Source organism: Streptomyces sp. STR69 (genome assembly GCF_024519455.1).
Classification (GTDB): Bacteria; Actinomycetota; Actinomycetes; order Streptomycetales; family Streptomycetaceae; genus Streptomyces.
On sequence record NZ_JALJRY010000015.1, the window covers coordinates 256620 to 270908 of the forward strand.

Sequence of the window (14289 nt, forward strand, 5' to 3'; positions counted from 1 at the left end):
TGCCGATCACCCCTGCTCCAGAAACGAGTCACGCTGCATGACCGCCGCCCCGTCCGGCCCGGCCTTCTCCGTCCACGACATCCCGTTCAGCACGAGCGGGTCATGGTTCGGCATCTCACCCGTGGTGGCGGAGAAGACGTACGCCGAAGACCTGCACCTCGTCTCGCACCAGAACGGCATGCACGCCGTGCTGCGCCTCGTCCCGCTCGACCCGGCCACCGGCGACCGCGCCGCCACCAGCCCGCACGCGACACCGAGCCTGCTCAGCTGGACCGGTACCGCAGGCCGCATCGACCTCGCCTACGAATCGTCGGACACCGTACGCCTACGTGGTGACGGGCTCGGTCTGCACATCGGCGCGGCGGCGGCCGTACTGACGCCGTTCAGCGGCACCTATTTCTACGGCGAACCCGGCACTGGCGCCTATGTGTTCACCTCGTACGAGACCGGTCGGCGCTACCGCGTCACCGTCCTGTCGGGAACCGTGACCGAGGCGTCCGGCACGCAGAGTCTGGGCAGCGCCGCGCGAGGTGTCTCGATCGCAGCCGAGGCCGGGGCGGCCTGGGAAGTCGCGGTCGAGGAGTACGAGACCGCGCGCCGTCCGTACGCGTCCCCGGCCCCCTTCGACCAGGTCGTGGACACCGCGCGCGACGCGTTCGGCGCCTTCGCCGATTCGGTCGCACCATGGCGTACGTCCGAGACGCCCGCCGCGGAACTCGCCGCCTACGTGCTGTGGTCCGCGACGGTCCGGCCGCTGGGCTTCGTCACCCGGCCCGCGGTGCTGATGTCGAAGCACTGGATGGACAAGGTGTGGAGCTGGGACCACTGCTTCAACTCCCTTGCCCTGGCTGCCGGAAGCCCCGTACTCGCTCTGGACCAGTTCTCCCTGCCCTTCGACCACCAGGACGAGACCGGCGCGCTGCCCGACTCGGTGACCCACTCGGAGATCCTCTACAACTTCGTCAAGCCCCCCATCCACGGCTGGGCCCTCCGCCACCTGCGCCGACGGCTCCCCGAGCCACTCAGCCAGGCGGAGTTGGCGAAGGTGTACGACCGGCTGGTCCGCTGGACGGAGTTCTGGCTCACCATGCGGCGCGCACCCGGGGCCGCCCTCCCGCACTACCAGCACGGCAACGACAGCGGCTGGGACAACGCCACCACCTTCGACCCCGAGCGCGTGATCGTCAGCGCCGATCTCGCCGCGTTTCTCGTCCTGCAACTGCGTGAACTCGCCGAAATGGCAGGCGAGTTGGGGCTGTCGGACGACACGCGCAGATGGACGCGAACGGCCGACGCGACGCAGGCCGCGCTGCTCGACGAGCTGTGGACCGGCAACCGGTTCGTCGCCCGCTCGGCACACAGCGGGGTCACCTGGACCAGCTCCAGCCTGCTCGACCTGATACCCGTCGTGCTCGGCGAGCACCTGCCCGAAAGCATCGGCGACGCGCTGGCCGACCGCATCGAGGCCCACCTCACCGCGTACGGTCTCGCCACCGAACTGCCCACCTCACAGCGCTACTTGGACGACGGCTACTGGCGCGGCCCGATCTGGGCCCCGTCCACCGTCCTGATCGAGGACGGCCTGCGCCGCGCCGGCCACGAGCGCCTCGCGGACGAGATCAGCAACCGCTTCCGCGCCCTGTGCGAGACCTCGGGCTTCGCCGAGAACTTCGACGCTCTTACCGGCGCGGGTCTGCGCGACCGCGCCTACACCTGGACCGCCAGCAGTTACCTCCTCTTCGCCGAGGCCCACGAGTCCCGGCGCGCCGAGGCCACCGAGACCGCCGAGGCCGTCGGCGGCTGACAGACCACCTGGGCCGTCCACGCCCAGGCAGCACCCCCTCAACCAGGAGCCGCCATGCACACCACACCGCCACCCCGAACAGCACGCAGACACCGCCCCGGACGGCGAGCGGCCTCGGCCCTCGTCACCCTGTTCGCCGCACTGGCCGGGACCCTCCTGCCCGCCGCCCCCTCCCAGGCCGCCGACACCTCCGTCACCGTCGACTTCTCCACCGCGGGCGGCGCCCCCACGTACCACGCCTCCGGCATGATCTACGGGATGACCCCGGACGGCTCGCTGCCGCAGGACCACTTCTTCACCGACATCAAGTGGCACTTCATGCGAGCCGGGGGCGCCCAGCTCAACAGCGGCGGCTACGCCACCAGCCTCGCCGACTACCAGACCCGTTGGGCGTCCACCCTCGCCCAGTACAAGCGCACCGCGGCCCTCGGCGGCACCTTCGTCCTCCTGCCGCACGACCTGTGGGGCGCCGATGGCACCACCACTCAGGGCTGGCCCGGCGACAACGGCGACTGGACGCAGTTCGACGCCTTCGTCACCCAGCTCATCAGTGACGTCAAGGCCAACAACATGACGGTCCAGTGGGACCTGTGGAACGAGCCCGACGGCAGCGGCTTCTGGGGCGCGTCCCAGACGCAGTACCTCCAGATGTGGTCGCGCTTCTACGCCAGGGTCCGCGCCGCGTTCCCCGCCCAGCTCATCGTCGGCCCCAGCATCGCGGGCCAGCCGAACTCCTCCAACAGCTGGTGGACGACGTATCTGACGTACATCAAGGCGAACAACGTCGCGCCCGACATCTACAGCTGGCACGACGAACCCGGCGACCCCGCCACCGACGTCGGCCGCGCCAACTCCACGCTCGCCGCAGCCGGGTTGACCAACACCCGGGCGTACCAGATCAACGAGTACGCCACCCTGTCCATGCAGTCCCCGGGCGGCGGCGCCTGGTTCATCGGCCGCCTGGAACGCGCCGGCGCCGACGGCCTGCGCGGCAACTGGGCCTCCGGAACCGCCCTGCACGACAACGAGGCCAACCTGCTCACCAAGAACAGCGCGGGCCAGTACCGGCCGCTCGGCGAGTGGTTCATGTACCGCTACTACGGCTCCCAGACCGGCAACATCGTCAAGCTCACGCCGGGCACCGGCACCGACGGTCTGGCGACCAAGGACAACTCGGCAGGAAACGCCAAGGTGTTGCTCGGCAGCAGCGGCAACACCGGCACGGTCACCGTCAACCTGACCGGGCTCAACACCACGTCCGTCGTGGCGAACAGCCAGGTCCGCGCCGTCGTCCAGCGCGTCCCGTACAACAGCGGGGCCGCCGTCACCGGCCCGGAGACCATCGCCGACACCACCCTCACGGTCAGCGGCAACTCCGCCTCGGTGAGCCTCCCTTGGACGAACGCCAAGGACGGCTACACCGTCACCTTGCTGTCCCCGTCCAACACCACCGTCTCCACGGTCGCCGTGAGCCAGAACAGCGGCCAGTGCCTGGACGACACGGGTGTCAGTACCGCCAACGGTACGCAGTACCAGCAGTATTACTGCGAGGGCGGCTACCAGCAGATGCTCGACCTCAAGCCGGTCAGCGGCAGGACCAACACCTACACCGTGGTCAACGAGCTGAGCGGCAAGTGCCTGGACGTCTCGGGCGCCTCCACCGCCGACGGCGCCGCCGTCATCCAGTACACCTGCAACGGCGCCACCAACCAGCAGTTCACCCTCAACCCCGTCACCGCGCTCGGCAACAGCCACGACTACCAGCTGGTCGCCGTCCACAGCGGCAAGTGCGTCGACGTCACCGGCGTCTCGACGACCGCCGGTGCGCTGGTCCACCAGTGGACCTGCGACGCGGCGAGCGTACTGAGCACCAAGAAGAACCAGATCTGGCGGCTGCTCGGCAAGAGCTGACCGCCGTCACGTATGACGATGCGGAGCGGCGGTTCGCCTGCCTCTCCGCATCGTTCGACTGAGTGGCCTCGCCGTCTACCTCGCCGAGGAGGGCATCCTCAACCGCGTGCTCGGCTTGCCGACGGCGTGGGGATGAAAAGCACGTCGTCGGTGCCGTACCACCTCGAAAACCTCGGCCTCCACCCGCATGGGCGACCTCGGCGTACGGCGGTCACACGGTCTCGGGCACGCCGTTCGACGTGGGGGCCGGGATTGTCTTGGTGGGGAGTTCGGTGGGCGGCGCCGGGGAGGTGGCCGAGGCCGTTTCCCGGGCGAGGAAGGAGCCGAGTTCGCCGATGGTGCTCATGAGGGGGGCGGGGAAGACGACGGTGGTGTTCTTGTCGACGCCGATCTCCACCAGGCTCTGCAGGTTGCGGAGTTGGAGGGCGAGGGGGTGGGCCATCATCGTGTCGGAGGCGTCGCCGAGTGCGGCGGCGGCCAGGGACTCGCCCTCCGCGTTGATGATCTTCGCTCGCTTCTCCCGCTCGGCCTCGGCCTGGCGGGCCATGGCGCGCTTCATGGTGTCGGGCAGCTGGATGTCCTTCAGCTCCACCAGCGTGACCTGAACACCCCAGTCCGCGGTGGTCACATCGAGGATCTGGCGGATGTCGAGGTTGATGCGGTCGGTCTCCGACAGGGTCTCGTCGAGCGTGTGCTGTCCGACGACTTTCCGCAGGGTGGTCTGGGCGATCTGGTTGATCGCCGCGTGGACGTTCTCGACGGCGATGACCGACTTCACCGCGTCGGCCACCCGGAAGTAGGCGACCGCGGACACGTCGACGCTCACGTTGTCCCGGGTGATGATGCCCTGGGACTGGATGGGCATGGTGACGATCCGCAGGGACACCCGGTGCAGGACGTCGACGAACGGGATGATGACCCGCAGTCCCGGGGACCGGGTTCCGACCAGGCGGCCGAAGCGGAACAGCACTCCCTGCTCGTACTGCTTGACGATTTTCACGGCCATCGCGAGTGCCAGGACGGCAAGAACCGCGACGACGACCAGAAGGAAGACCAGAACTTCCATGTGCTGCTCCTCGGATGAGGACCACGTCGTTGTCGCGAGGTCCCGATGATGGGGTGGCGGCGCCTGAGCCACGCCGCCGCATGAGCGGGGCGTGACGCGGTATGGACCGCGGGCCGCCGTGCGTCCAGCATTGCTCGCCGCGTACGTCTGCCGCTTGGGCCGAACGGTCCCCGAGGAGGCGGTTGCAGGGGTGTCCCGGGCGCCTTGGGCACAGGCCGCACGGAGCCCGCGATCACACGGTTGGCGACGCCGTCTGCGACCAACGCGTCCGGCCCTGGTGGCCGAGGGGGCCAGACGGCCCTTCCCATGACCGAGTGGCCCCTTTCGCACGTGGTGGATCCCGCGTGTCAATGGGACGGAGAGCGCGGTCCGTGCGGCAGTTGCCACGGGCCGCGGCACATCAGCAGCAGCCACGCGGGCCGGGAGGACGTCTTCGGCGGCCGGAGTGCGGCGTGCTGCCAGTTTCCGGAGGCGGTGGGTCCAGTGGGCCCTGAGCATGTCGTACGTGATCCCGTGGCGGAACGCGACGGGGCCGGGTCACGGCTTGCCGACCCGTTGGAGCCGCTGACCCTCCTGCTGCAACATCTGCGCAGTTCGGCCGGGGGGCTGTCGGAACGGGAGGCGGCGCGCAGGTCGCAGGTCTACGGGCCGAACGAACTGGTCCGCCGTGGCGGAACCCGGTGGCCCACCGAACTCGCGCGGCAGTTCACCCATCCCTTGGCCCTGGTCCTCGCGGTGGCCGCGGTACTGGCCTGGGTCAGTGGGAGCCCGACCCCGGGGGTGGCGATCACGGCGGTGATCGTGCTCAACGCGGGCTTCGCGTTCTTCCAGGAGGTACAGGCGGAGCGGGCCGTGGAGGCACTCGCGGCCTTCCTCCCCTCCCACACCCGGGTCCTGCGTGATGGTCACCCGCGACAGGCGGAGGCCGTGGTCTGGTCCCGGGCGATGTGATGGTCGTGGCCGAGGGCGACAGCATCTGTGCCGACGCGCGGCTGCTCAGCGGAGCGGTGTAGGTCGACATCTCCACCCTCACCGGTGAGTCCGAACCGGTCGCCCGCTCCGCCGAGACCATGGACACCGACGTTCCCCTCCTCCAGGCGCGCGACGTGCTGTTCAGCGGGACGGTGTGCACCGGGGGAGGGGCCCTCGCGGTGGTCACCGCGACGGGGATGCACACCGAACTGGGCCGCATCGCCGCGCTCACCGCGCGCGTGACGCGTGAGGACAGCCCGTTGGAGCACCAGGTGAAACGCGTTGCCTGGCTGATCGCCGCGGTCGCCGTCGGGGTGGGGGTCGGCTTCCTTCCGCTGGGCCTGCTGGCCGGACTGGGCTGGAGCGCGGCGATCAGTTTCGCGATCGGTCTGCTGGTGGCCAATGTGCCCGAGGGGCTGCTGCCCACCATCACCCTGGCGCTGGCCGTGGGCGTCCGGGAGTTGGCCGGGCGCGGCGCGGTCGTCAAGCGCCTCAGCGCGGTCGAGACACTCGGCTCGACGACGGTGATCTGCACCGACAAGACCGGGACCCTGACCGAGAACCACATGCGCGTCACCTCCCTGTGGACCTCCGAGGGTTCCGCGGACCCGCAGGTGCCGACGCCGCAGACCGACCTCGTCGTACGATCCGCCGCGGCCTGCACCAACGCCGAACTGCCCGGGAGCGCCACGGCCGAGGCGAAGGGAGACCCCACGGAACTGGCCCTCCTGGAACTGGCCGCAGCCCTCGGCCGTCCGGTCACCCCCGACCAACGCGCCCTGGGCGCCGGACCTTGTTCCCCTTCGACTCACGGATCAAGCTGATGACCACCGTGGACGAGCAACAGGGCGGGGACGGCGGCACTGTCCTCACGGTGCACACCAAGGGTGCGCCGGAAGAGGTGCTCCCCAGGTGCACCCACCTCCAACACCCGCACGGTGCAAGCCCGTTGACGGACGCCGACCGTGACGCCGTGACTTCGGCCATGGACGACTACGCGGACGCCGGGCTGCGCGTCCTGGCCGTTGCCGTCCGCCAACTCCCCACCGGGGCCCCGGTTCCCGCCCGGCGCGAGGAAGCCGAACTCGACCTGTGCCTGCTCGGCCTGGTCGCCATGACCGACCCTCCCCGCCCTCAGGTGGCAGCCGCGATCGCCCGCGCCCACCAGGCCGGCATCCGCGTGCACGTCGTCACCGGCGACTACGGGGCGACCGCGGCGGCGATCGCCCGCCAGGTCGGCATCGGCGACGACAAGCCGCACGTCATCACCGGCACCGAACTCGACCGGCTCTCCGAACCGGAACTGGACCAACTCCTGGCCGCGGAAGGCGAAGTGGTCTTCGCCCGCAGCACACCCGAAGCCAAACTCCGCATCGCCGACGCACTGCGCGCCGAGGGCCAGGTCGTCGCCATGACCGGGGACGGTGTCAACGACGCACCCGCGTTGCGCAGGGCCGACATCGGGATCGCCATGGGCCGCTCCGGGACCGACGTCGCCCGGGAAGCCTCCACGATGGTGCTCACCGACGACGACTTCACCACCACCGTCTCGGCCATGTCTGGGGAGCCGACGAACTACGGCGCTGGTACCGGCGCCGTCCTGAAGCCACAGTCGTCAGTTGACAAGCAGTGGCGCCCTGGTCGAGCGCCAGGGAACCACCGCTGCCCGATCACGCCTCACGCGCGACAGATCAGGGTGCGTACGGCAGGCTGCCGGAATGAAGTCTCGAACTGATGGCATGTGGTGGGGAACGGCGATCGAGGCGCCGGACCCGAGCGGCCTGGCGAGGTTCTACGCCGAACTGCTCGGCTGGCACATCGGACACGAGGAGCCGGGAACGGCCGTCGTCGCCGCCTCACCGCAAGGGCCTTTCTTCGTGTTCCAGCAGGCGGACGACTATCGGGCCCCGGTCTGGCCTCCGGCCGACGGGGAACAGCGCCCGATGATGCACTTCGACTTCCAGGTGGGCGACCTGGACTCGGCGGTCGCCGAAGCGGTCGCCCTGGGCGCAACGGTCGCGGAGTCCCAGCCGCAGGTGAACGTCCGAGTGCTCTTCGACCCCGCCGGCCACCCCTTCTGCCTCTGCTGCGACGAAGGATGACCGCCTGAATCGCACGTCACGGGATCCACGCCTACTGACCGTTGCCCGATGCCGTCGTGACCCGTCGAAGACCGTAGAACGCAGCCCCGAGGACGAGGACCGCGGCGCCGGAGACGACGGTGCTCGCGGGCAGGGCGAAGGCGAGGGCCGCACAGCCGGCCAGGCCGATGACAGGGATCAGGCGGTTCGGCCGGCCCTCTTCCTCGGTGAGCGTCCAGGCGGAGGCGTTGGCGACGGCGTAGTAGGCCAGGACGCCGAAGGAGGAGAAGCCGATCGCACCGCGCACGTCAGTGGTCGCGGCGAGGACGGTGACCACCGCGCCGACCGCGAGTTCGGCGCGGTGGGGAACACCGAAGCGGGGGTGGACGGCGGCCAGGGTGTGCGGCAGGTGCCGGTCCCGGGCCATCGCCAGGGTGGTGCGGGAGACCCCGAGGATCAGCGCGAGCAGTGAGCCGAGCGCGGCGACGGCGCCGCCGATGCGTACGGCCGGCACCAGCCAGTCGGCGCCTGCGGCGCGCGCGGCGTCCGACAGCGGGGCGGCGGCGTCCGCCAGCCCGGCCGGGCCGAGCAGCGTCAGAACGGCGACGGCGACGAGGGCGTAGACGGCGAGGGCGATCCCGAGCGCGATCGGGATGGCGCGCGGGATGGTGCGGGCCGGGTCGCGGACCTCCTCCCCGAGGGTGGCGATACGGGCGTATCCGGCGAAGGCGAAGAAGAGCAGGCCTGCGGCCCGCAGCACCCCGGTGACGGTGGTGTCCGGGCCGATGCCCAGCCGAGTCGTGTCCGCGTGGGCGGAGGCCAGGGCGGTGACGACCACGGCGGCGAGCACGGCCAGGACGACCGCGACGACGGCGCGGGTGAGGAGGGCGGACTTCTGCACCCCGGTGTAGTTGACCGCGGTCAGCGCCACTACGGCGGCCACGGCCACCGCGTGGGTCTGGCCGGGCCAGAGATAGGCGCCGACCGTGAGGGCCATGGCGGCGCAGGAGGCCGTCTTGCCGACGACGAACGCCCAGCCGGCCAGGTAGCCCCAGAAGTCGCCCAGGCGTTCGCGACCGTAGACGTAGGTGCCGCCGGACCGCGGGTATCGGGCGGCCAGTCGTGCCGAGGACGTCGCGTTGCAGTAGGCCACGACGGCGGCCAGGGCCAGAGCGAGCAGCAGTCCGGAACCGGCGGCGTCGGCCGCCGGGCCGAGGGCCGCGAAGATCCCGGCTCCGATCATCGACCCCAGACCGATCACCACGGCATCGGACAGGTCCAGACGCCGTTCCATCCCACCCGTGCCCACCGGGGCTCTCTCCGCGTTCATCGCGCGCTCCTCCTCGTACCCGGCGCACGGTACCCGAGGAGCCGAGGAGGAGCGGTGGCACTGCCAGGCATCAGCTGGTCTTGCGGCCCCAACTCGGACCTACGAGTTGCCACTCCGTGCCCCAGGAGTCGATACGGCGCCGGTCCAGCCGGTACCGTGCGACGGCCCCGGTGCCGAACGCCAAGCCGGTGAAGGCGAGTGCGGCGGTCAGGCCCAGGACGGCGGATTCGAGAGTCGCTTCCTTCGAACTCGGCGGCTCGATGGTGAAGTTGCCCGCGGAGTCCAGCCAGACCACGACCGTGGATCCGGCCTTCTGCCCCGTGTCCACCAGAGCGCTGCCCGTACGGCGGGGGCCGTCGGCGGTTGTCCAGCGGACCTTCGCCTTGATCAGGTCGCGCACCCCGCCGGGCGTCGAGCTCGCGGGCGGGGTGTCCGTGAGGAGGACGGCCTGCACGGCGTGCCGTTCGGTGCGCTGTGCGGCGAACACCTCGTCGGCGGCGTGGGACGTCACCAGGCCGGCCAGTGCGCCGCCCACCGCGACGACCGCCCACATGATCAGGACGATCCAGGCCTCGACGATGTCGTCGTGTCGGCGCAACGGATTGCTCCGCAACCGCCACAGCCGCTTCTTCAGACGCCTGTTCCTGCCCATGAGTCCGCACCTCCTCGTCGGGGTCGTCTCTTCGAAGGTGTCAGTCGGGAACAAGGCGTCGCTTGGGCCGAACAGGGGCTGTGGAGTACCCCATCGGCACTGCATGCGGCACCCGGATGGGCCGTTCAGCCCGCTGCGGCGGAGGCGTCGCCGGACTCCGGCCTGGCGGCCAGGGCGTTCGGCAGCCGTGCGTGGATCTCGAAGACGCCGCCGAGCTGGGCGTGGCGCAGGATCCGCAGGAAGCCGGTGTCCCCGGTGACGAACCGGAACCGTCCGTCCCGGGCCGCTGTCCGGTTCCGGGCCCGGCACAGCACGCTCAGCCCCGCGCAGTCGATGAACGACACAGGGCGCAGGTCCAGTACGAGATCGGGGCGTGGGCCGGAAGTCAGCATGTCCAGGCGCGCGGACAGCGGCTGCGCCGTGAGGAGGTCGATCTCACCGGACAGCGCCACGACGGTCGTCCCGGCGATCACACGTTCCGAGGAGCGCAGGGCAGCGGTGGTGTGGATCTCGGTCATGGTGCGAGCCAACCGGCCAGGTGGTCCCGCACGGAAGGGCCGACCAGCCCCGTCCGCCAGTTCGACCTGGGCCACTCGGCCCAACCCGCGACCACCCGGTTGCAACGGCCCCGTCCGGCAGGCCGATGAGGGCCGACCGGCCCAAGCCAGGACCGACGGACCCGGACAGGCTGGACACAGGGGGCAGCCGACCGTACGAGGAAGGAACGTCATGAAGGGCTTCGTCTACCACGGCCCGGGACAGTCCTCCTGGGACACCGTCCCGGATCCCGGCATCAAGGACGCCACCGACGTGATCGTGCGCGTCGACGCCGTCACCATCTGCGGAACCGATCTGCACATCCTCAAGGGCGACGTGCCCGAGGTCCGCCCCGGCACCGTTCTCGGCCACGAGGCGGTCGGCGAGGTCGTGGAAGCGGGCTCCGACGTGCGGACCGTACGGCCCGGAGACCGGGTCCTGGTCTCCTGCATCACCGCCTGCGGGCGCTGCGCCTACTGCCGCAAAGCCATGTACGGGCAGTGCCGCGGCGGCGGAGGCTGGATCCTGGGTCACCTCGTCGACGGCACCCAGGCCGAGTACGTCCGCGTCCCGCACGCCGACCTCTCCGTCCACCCGCTGCCCAGCACGCTGGACGCCAAGGACGCCGTCCTACTGGCGGACATCTTCCCCACCGGCTACGAGGTGGGCGTGCTCAACGGACAGGTGCGTCCCGGAGACACCGTCGCCGTCGTCGGCGCGGGCCCGGTCGGGCTGGCGGCGATCGCCACCGCCCGGCTGTTCTCGCCAGAACGCGTCGTCGCCGTGGACCTGGCGCCCGCCCGACTCGACGCGGCGAAGCGGTTCGGCGCCGACGCCGTCGTGGACGCCCGCGAAGCCCCAGAGCAACTGATCGCCGACCTCACCGACGGGCTCGGCGCCGACGTCGTCATCGAGGCGGTCGGCGTGCCCGAGACCTTCGAACTGTGCACCCGCATGGTGCGCCCCGGCGGGCACGTCGCCAACGTCGGCGTCCACGGCAAGCCCGCGACCCTGCACCTCGAAGACCTGTGGATCAAGAACATCACCATCACCACCGGTCTGGTCGACACCCACTCCACTCCCACCCTGCTGCGCATGGCCGCGGCCGGCCGGCTGCCCACCGGCGCGCTGGTCACCCACACTTTCCCGCTGGAGCTCATGGAGGAGGCGTACGACGTCTTCGCCAAGGCGGCCGACACCGGCGCCCTCAAGGTGGTGCTCGGCGGGACCCGGCACGAGGAAGTCGCCGTCCGGGCGGCAGGACGAAAGGAAGTGACGAGCCATGCCTGACCCGTTCCCGTTGAACGTGACAGAGGGCACACCCACGGGTGACCTCGGACGCCGGATCGCCGTACGGCGCACGGCACTTGACCTCTCCCGAGAGGAGACGGCCGCGCAGGCGGGCGTGGCGGCGAGCTACCTCCAGTACCTGGAGGAGTTTCCCGGCGCCGCTCCGGGCCGGAGTGTTCTGCTCAGGCTCGCCGAGGTCCTGCACACGACCGTGACCGACCTCGCCGGAGGCGACAGCGACCAGACGCCCGGCCAGGGGCGAGCCGGCTCCGACCCGACGTTCACCGCACTGACCGTCCAGGAGTGCCGCGAGCTGCTGTCGACGCACGGGGTGGGCAGGATCGCGATACCCACCGCCTCGGGACCCGTCATCGTCCCCGTCAACTACAGCGTGGTCGACGGCGCGATCGTGTACCGGACCGCTCCCGGTGCGATGCCGTCCCGGGCGGCGGGCAGCCAGGTGACCTTCGAGATCGACCGGATCGACGAGGCGTTCGGGGAAGGCTGGAGTGTTCTGGCGCTCGGTCGGGCGCGGGCCGTGACCGACGCGGACGACGTACGGCGGCTGACGGAACGCGCGTTCAGCACGCCGTGGGCCGGTGGTCCACGCGAGGAGTGGGTGCGTATCGACGCGCTGAGCCTCACCGGACGTCGGATCACCACGCGTCAAGGGACGTTCTCCGAAGCGAGCGGGACTGATGGCCCCTCACCCGCCGACGCCGCGGGGCGAAACATGGAGTGACACCCATATACAGACCCGCAGACCCGCGCACAGGGCGAGAGACGGACTGGCTGATGTATTCCAACGACGGATTCCGCGAACTGGAACGACACGAGTGCCTGCGCCTGCTGGGGCAGGTACTCGTCGGCCGTATCGTTCACACCCGCCAGGCACTGCCCGCCGTGCTGCCCGTGAACTTCTCCCTGGACCACGACGGTGCGGTACTGCTGTGCACCTCGGCGGCCTCGGAGCTGGTGCGCGCGATCGACGGCTCCGTGGTCGCCTTCGAAGCCGACGAGGTCGATACCGTCGCACACTCCGGCTGGAGCGTCGTCGTCACCGGGTCGGCCACCGTGGTGACCGACCCGGCCGAACACGAACGCTTGACCCGAACCGGCCCGACCTCCTGGGTGCCCTCGCCCCAGGAGGTCTTCGTACGCGTCGACCCCGAGCTGGTGACGGGACGTGAACTCGTCGGCGGGCGCTCGATGTACGGGGTGGATCTCACCGGCGCGACCTGACGACCGTGACGTCCTCGCGGTACGGGGCAGGTACGGGCATCAGGACGAGCGGCGCCAACGCGGTCTGCAGGGACCGTACGGCCCCACAAGAAGGGGCCGTACGGCGTGCAGGCAGGTTCCCGTGGACTCTGACCCGGTCCGTCCGCGCGGGACGAGCATCGCCGGAGGAGCCGTTGTGCGCATGGGCGGCCCATTCCCACCGAGCACGGTGAGCACGCAACAGTCAGAAGGGAAACAGGACATGACTCTCCATCATGTGGTCGTCGGAGTGGATGGTTCGCTGGTCTCGGTCCGAGCATTGGACTGGGCCGCGGACGAAGCCGTGCGCCGAGGCGTCGAACTGGTCGTCGTGTACGCCGTGCCCGACAGCGACGAGGCAGGACCGGTCCTGGCGTCCGCGGTCACACGCGTCCGCGTACGCCACCCCGAGCTGCGGGTGGTGACCAAGGACGCCGTCGGTGGCCCGGTGCGCACGCTCGTGCGGGAGAGCGAGGGCGCGGATCTCACCGTCGTGGGGACCCGGGGCATGGGAGGCATCGCCGGTCTGCTGTTCGGCTCGGTGAGCCTGCGGCTGGCCGCGCACGTGCACAGCCCGTTGCTCGTCGTCCGCGGCGACCACGCGTGCGACGCCGGACAGCCCGTGCTGCTCGGCCTGGAGGGCGACAACGACGAGGACACGGCGCTCTACGCCTTCCAGGAGGCCGAGCGGCGCGGTGTCCCGCTGCGCGTCCTGCACTCCTGGACCCACCGGCACATCACCCCCGAACTCCCCTCGCTGATCCCGGCCACGAGCCCGGGCCAGAAGCAACTCGCCCAGCAGGGAAGGGCGGAGGACTCCGTACCGCGCTTCAGCCTGGCCCGGCTCAGCGAGCGGCACCCCGCCATCCAGGTCGAGAGCCGCACGGTCCGCACCGGGCCGGCGCACGCACTGCTGGAGGCCACCCCGGACTGCGCCGTCGTGGTCGTCGGTGCCCATCACCGCACCCACCGGTTCGGCCCGCGGCTGGGTCCGGTCGCGCACACCCTGCTGCACCGCTCCCACTGCCCTGTCGTAGTGGTGCCGATCGCCAAGTGACCCGGCAGACAGGGCCGTTCGGGCCCTCGGCCGGGGACCTGCAGCCCCTCTGCCGCCGGCGCCCGCCGCGAGACATTGAGGGCGCAACGAGAGTCGTCGGATCCCAAGCGTCGTTCCCTCGAAAGGGATGAGCATCATGGCAGTCCAAAACCACCCCCAACACCACCCGCGATTCCGCTTCCCGTCCCTGCACCGGACCGGAACGGCACAGGCCGCCACCGCCACGACGGCGGCGACCACTGCGACGCGTGCCTACGCCTTCGCATCTCTGCGCCTGCTGACCGGGTTCGTCTTCTTGTGGGCGTTCCTGGACAAGACGTTCGGGTTCG

General features: G+C 70.6%; 14 protein-coding genes and 1 pseudogene. 11 read left to right on the forward strand and 4 right to left on the reverse strand.

The window, feature by feature from the left end; translation table 11 throughout:
• The first annotated feature begins 37 nt into the window (after window positions 1–37).
• Window positions 38–1804 (forward strand): amylo-alpha-1,6-glucosidase, encoded by a 1767-nt coding sequence (locus tag OC490_RS27860; RefSeq protein ID WP_262060758.1) that lies wholly within the window; start codon window positions 38–40, stop codon window positions 1802–1804.
• Between the two features lie 54 nt (window positions 1805–1858).
• Window positions 1859–3715, forward strand: a complete 1857-nt coding sequence (locus OC490_RS27865; protein ID WP_262060759.1) for an RICIN domain-containing protein — start codon at window positions 1859–1861, stop codon at window positions 3713–3715.
• A gap of 211 nt (window positions 3716–3926) precedes the next feature.
• Here OC490_RS27865 and OC490_RS27870 read toward each other — a convergent pair whose 3' ends face one another.
• Entirely contained in the window at window positions 3927–4781 is an 855-nt protein-coding gene (locus tag OC490_RS27870) for a slipin family protein (RefSeq protein WP_262060760.1), read from the reverse strand.
• A 513-nt stretch (window positions 4782–5294) separates the two neighbouring features.
• Here OC490_RS27870 and OC490_RS27875 point away from each other — a divergent pair.
• From OC490_RS27875 to OC490_RS27890, 4 genes are all read left to right on the forward strand, one after another.
• Window positions 5295–5732, forward strand: a complete 438-nt coding sequence (locus tag OC490_RS27875; RefSeq protein WP_262060761.1) for a cation-transporting P-type ATPase — start codon at window positions 5295–5297, stop codon at window positions 5730–5732.
• Window positions 5733–5851: 119 nt separating this feature from the next.
• Window positions 5852–6577, forward strand: coding sequence for an HAD-IC family P-type ATPase (locus OC490_RS27880; RefSeq protein WP_262060762.1), 726 nt, complete (start codon window positions 5852–5854; stop codon window positions 6575–6577).
• Entirely contained in the window at window positions 6577–7488 is a 912-nt protein-coding gene (locus tag OC490_RS27885) for an HAD-IC family P-type ATPase (protein ID WP_262060763.1), read from the forward strand. The genes OC490_RS27880 and OC490_RS27885 overlap by 1 nt, the downstream gene beginning before the upstream one ends.
• A complete protein-coding gene (locus OC490_RS27890) occupies window positions 7472–7855 on the forward strand; it encodes a VOC family protein (protein ID WP_315986710.1) in 384 nt (127 codons plus the stop codon). Before OC490_RS27885 ends, OC490_RS27890 begins: the two co-directional genes overlap by 17 nt.
• A 31-nt stretch (window positions 7856–7886) precedes the next feature.
• On the opposite strand, the gene OC490_RS27895 is transcribed toward OC490_RS27890, so the two are convergent.
• The 3 genes from OC490_RS27895 to OC490_RS27905 form a co-directional block, all read right to left on the reverse strand.
• Complete coding sequence (locus OC490_RS27895) at window positions 7887–9164, reverse strand: APC family permease (protein ID WP_262060764.1); 1278 nt, start codon at window positions 9162–9164, stop codon at window positions 7887–7889.
• 70 nt (window positions 9165–9234) lie between these two features.
• Window positions 9235–9816, reverse strand: a complete 582-nt coding sequence (locus tag OC490_RS27900) for a hypothetical protein (RefSeq protein WP_262060765.1) — start codon at window positions 9814–9816, stop codon at window positions 9235–9237.
• 125 nt (window positions 9817–9941) lie between these two features.
• Window positions 9942–10334: an STAS domain-containing protein gene (locus OC490_RS27905; RefSeq protein ID WP_262060766.1), complete on the reverse strand. Its 393-nt coding sequence runs from the start codon at window positions 10332–10334 to the stop codon at window positions 9942–9944.
• A gap of 211 nt (window positions 10335–10545) precedes the next feature.
• Between OC490_RS27905 and OC490_RS27910 the strand changes: the two genes are divergently transcribed.
• The 5 genes and pseudogenes from OC490_RS27910 to OC490_RS27930 form a co-directional block, all read left to right on the forward strand.
• The gene (locus tag OC490_RS27910) at window positions 10546–11643 is read left to right on the forward strand and encodes a zinc-dependent alcohol dehydrogenase family protein (RefSeq protein ID WP_262060767.1); all 1098 of its coding nucleotides are present in this window, start codon (window positions 10546–10548) and stop codon (window positions 11641–11643) included.
• Entirely contained in the window at window positions 11636–12385 is a 750-nt protein-coding gene (locus OC490_RS27915) for a helix-turn-helix domain-containing protein (protein WP_262060768.1), read from the forward strand. The genes OC490_RS27910 and OC490_RS27915 overlap by 8 nt, the downstream gene beginning before the upstream one ends.
• Before the next feature lie 53 nt (window positions 12386–12438).
• Window positions 12439–12885 carry a pyridoxamine 5'-phosphate oxidase family protein gene (locus tag OC490_RS27920; RefSeq protein ID WP_262060769.1) on the forward strand — a complete coding sequence of 149 codons (447 nt, stop codon included), beginning with the start codon at window positions 12439–12441 and terminating at the stop codon, window positions 12883–12885.
• 241 nt (window positions 12886–13126) lie between these two features.
• The gene (locus OC490_RS27925; protein ID WP_262060770.1) at window positions 13127–13960 is read left to right on the forward strand and encodes a universal stress protein; all 834 of its coding nucleotides are present in this window, start codon (window positions 13127–13129) and stop codon (window positions 13958–13960) included.
• A gap of 136 nt (window positions 13961–14096) precedes the next feature.
• Window positions 14097–14289, forward strand: a pseudogene (locus OC490_RS27930) (hypothetical protein); the annotation flags it as partial.